At 66.1% G+C, this 3,408-nt stretch carries 4 protein-coding genes; 1 reads left to right on the forward strand and 3 read right to left on the reverse strand.

Features of this window, described 5'->3' with window-relative positions; translation table 11 throughout:
- Positions 1-117 precede the first annotated feature (117 nt).
- Positions 118-696 carry a hypothetical protein gene (locus ACY45C_RS07505; protein WP_462186906.1) on the reverse strand — a complete coding sequence of 193 codons (579 nt, stop codon included), beginning with the start codon at positions 694-696 and terminating at the stop codon, positions 118-120.
- 15 nt (positions 697-711) lie between these two features.
- Between ACY45C_RS07505 and ACY45C_RS07510 the strand changes: the two genes are divergently transcribed.
- The gene (locus ACY45C_RS07510; RefSeq protein WP_462186907.1) at positions 712-1,992 is read left to right on the forward strand and encodes a lipase; all 1,281 of its coding nucleotides are present in this window, start codon (positions 712-714) and stop codon (positions 1,990-1,992) included.
- A gap of 268 nt (positions 1,993-2,260) precedes the next feature.
- On the opposite strand, the gene ACY45C_RS07515 is transcribed toward ACY45C_RS07510, so the two are convergent.
- Together ACY45C_RS07515 and ACY45C_RS07520 are read right to left on the reverse strand one after the other, a co-directional pair.
- Positions 2,261-2,545 (reverse strand): hypothetical protein, encoded by a 285-nt coding sequence (locus ACY45C_RS07515; protein WP_023841456.1) that lies wholly within the window; start codon positions 2,543-2,545, stop codon positions 2,261-2,263.
- A gap of 565 nt (positions 2,546-3,110) precedes the next feature.
- A partial coding sequence (locus ACY45C_RS07520) for an undecaprenyl diphosphate synthase family protein (protein ID WP_462186909.1) occupies positions 3,111-3,408 on the reverse strand: 298 nt, incomplete at its 5' end.

A 3,408-nucleotide genomic window follows, 5' to 3' on the forward strand; every position in this document is an offset into this window, starting at 1 on the left:
TCAGGGCCGGCGGCCCGTGCCGGCAATCACCTTCGCCGGTGCATCCGTCTTTTTGGTGTGATCACACTACGACTGTCGGTGTCGGGAGCGTGCTCCCGGTGCCGACGGTTCTGCCCATCAAGCGATGGATATCTGACCAGGCCACCTACATTGATCCTCCAGGCAGGGCGTGATGGCAGCCAGCAGGTGGCGGTCATCCGATGGGCGGGCAGAGGGCGCGATGAAGACACCTGAGCGGCTGTTCGATCTCCCCGGCACGGTTGCCATCATCACCGGCGGAAGCCGGTAGGCCGTTCGAAGCCCGTGTGCGGTGGTTTTCCCCGCCCGGGTCGACCTGCTGACCGCATTCATCCTGGACAGGCCCACTTTTAGGATCACCGGCGTGGCGACAGGCCCACTTCTAGCGTCACCGGCATCGCAATGCACACGCGGGAAGGAAGTCACATGCAGGAAAGAGGCCACGTGCAGGAAAGAAGTCATGTGCCACTGGGGCGTCACATGCGGGAAATTGGTCACGAGCAGGAAATTGGTCACGTGCGGGAAGGAAGTCACATGCGGGAAATTGGTCACGAGCAGGAAATTGGTCACGTGCGGGAAGGAAGTCACATGCGGGAAATGGGTCACGAGCAGGAAACGGGTCATGTCCCGGAAGGAGGCCACGCGCCGCAGAGACGTCACGTGCGGCTGGTACGTCACGGGCGGCAGGACATCGTGAGGAGGGGACGACGTTCCCGGCGGCGCCGGACCGTCATGGGGCTCGTCCTCGCCGCGACGACCGCGGTGACGGCCACCGCGACGACCACCGCCCTCATCGACCCCGCCGCGGCCACCGGGCCGACCATGGCTTGGCGCCACACATCCTCTTACCGCGGGGATGTGGTCTCCGTCAAACGGCTACGGGTCCTGTCGGCGGAGTATGTGCGGGCGGTCCTGGCCGGTACCGGGTTCGACGCCGATCCGGAGGTGATCCGGTCGGGGGTGCGGACCTACCGGGTCGTGTACTACACGATCGACCCCCGTGGACGTCGGACGACCGCCAGCGGCCTGGTGGCGCTGCCGCGCACCGAGGACCGCTGGCTACGGGTTGTCTCCTACGCCCACGGCACCGAGATCAACCGCACGGACGCCCCGTCGACCGCGACCGATCTGGAGGCCAACTCCTGGGGGCAGGCCCCGGCCCTCACCTACGCCGCCGCCGGGTTCGCGGCGGTCGCCCCCGACTACCTGGGCTACGGCGTCGGGCCGGGTGACCATCCGTGGTTGGACGTCCCCTCGGAGACCAGCGCGTCGCTGGACCTGCTCCGCGCGGCGCGCACTGTCGCCGAGCGTGAAGGCCGGAAGTTCAAACGGGATGTGCTGGTCACCGGGTTCTCCCAGGGCGCTTCGGCGGCGACGGGACTGGGGAAGGCGCTGCGGGCCGGCGCCGACCCGTCGTTCCGGCTCGGTGCCCTCGCGCCCGTCAGCGGAGCCTATGACCTGCGCTCCGTGGAGCTGCCGGCGTGGCTGAACGGGCAGGTCGCATGGCCCTTCGGCGTCGGCTACACCGCCTTCTTCCTCGTCTCCTGGAACCGCCTGCACCACCTGTACCGCTCGCCGGCGGAGGTGTTCCAGGACCCGAAGGTCGCGACGCTCTTCGACGGCAAGCACACCGGGGAGCAGATCCTCGCCGGCCTGCCGGCGACCACCGACAAGCTGCTCACCCCACACGGCTTCGACCTGCTCCGCAACCCCCAGGGCCGGCTGGCCGTGGCGCTGTGGGCGGCGGACAAGACCTGTTCGAACTGGAACCCGAGGGTGCCGGTCCGGCTCTACGTCGGCGGCGCCGACCATCAGGTTCCGCGGGCCAACAGCGAGCACTGCCGGGCCGCGTTCCTGGCAAGTGGCGCCGACGCCCCGATCATCAACCTGGGACCCAACGTCGGTCATCTCGACTCCAACAAGGCCGGTACGGCCGCGGTCGTCCGCTGGTTCCGGCAACAGGTGCAGCAGTAACAGCGAGCTGACGGACCAGGACGATCCATGGTCCCAGGCCATCGCCGGTCCCATCGCCGGCGATGGCCGGTCAACCGGCCAGCGAAATCGGACGTCGGCGGGCGGCACTCGTGGGTGGGACGGAGGGACCTCCCGGCTCGTCGGCTTCAGCGTTCGTCGTCGGCGCTGTTCATCGTCAGCGGCGGTCAGGTATCTCGGTGCCTCCGGGGAGTGCAGACAAGATAATCAACGGTGTTGACGACGTTCCGGCCGCCATTTTTGATCATGGCTAGATTCGGAAAGGCCACACCGGGGGCCCGATGGTTTCGGTGCGGACGGGGAAATTGGGGCTGGGCATGTTGACCTCGAGGCCGAGCCTCTTGTTGATTTTGAGAGCGCGATTCGCGTAAAAAGCGAGGATTCGCGGGGCCACCGACGCCACCGTGGCGGTGGCCGGCTCGGGTATGACGGCCGAAACTATCGCGGCTATGTCGACGCCGTTAGCGACCATCTCGGTCTCCTCTCTGGTGAAGAAGATCTTCCAACCCTTGTGGACGCTGGTGGCGGATGCCATTGATGCTCCGTTTATGTCTGACATCAGGTCCCGACAGGCGACAGGCTTGCACCAGCGCGACGGAGACTCGACGGTAGTTCGCTGATGGCGCAATAAGCACTTAGGGGACGTAATGAAGTAACAAATACGTGATCGAGAGCATCATCGCAGGTCACAGGCTTGCGGAGGGTTCGAAACGCGCAAGTTATTTCATTTCGACTCCTTACTTGCGGTAATGGCACCAACTGGGCGTTTCCGCGGGCAGGATGCGGCCGACCGGGCGGGTGGCCAGCCGTCGGACGACGACGGTGCGGCGGGCGCTCTACACATCCCTGAAGCCCATAGGTGGCCCATGACCGGCGTTGACTGTCTGAACGATCTTCCTGTCCGGGGGATACCAGCCCCGCTCAAGGGAGGAAAGGGGGAAGGAAAGAAGGAAAGGAAAAAGGCGGGAAGGGGGAAATAGCCAGATAAAGAAAGAAATGATCGGGCAGCGGGAAGCGGAAAAACCAGGCGCACGCAGCCCGCCGTCCAAGGGCGGCTCAGGAGTGGTTCAAGGGCGGTTCAGGGGCGGGCCAGGCGCGGATCAGGCACCGTGGCGTCGCTCCCTGGCGGCGAAGCTGCGCAGGGCGCGCAGGAAATCGATCTCACGGAATGCCGGCCAGTACGCCTCGCAGAAATACAGCTCCGAGTAGGCGCTCTGCCAGAGCAGGAAGTTGGACAGCCGCTGTTCCCCGCTGGTGCGGATCACCAGATCGGGGTCGGGCTGGCCGGCAGTGTAGAGGTGCTGGGCGATGTCGTCCACGGTCAGCGTCGACGCGACGTCGGCCAGCGAGTCCTCCGCCTCGGCCCGCTCGTACAGCAGTTCGCGCAGGGCCTCGATG

This window comes from Frankia sp. CcWB2 (genome assembly GCF_977927585.1).

Excerpts from the sequence above, each read along its gene's own strand:
- ACY45C_RS07515 (WP_023841456.1), bottom strand. The coding sequence starts at position 2,545 with ATGGCATCCGCCACCAGCGTCCACAAGGGTTGGAAGATCTTCTTCACC.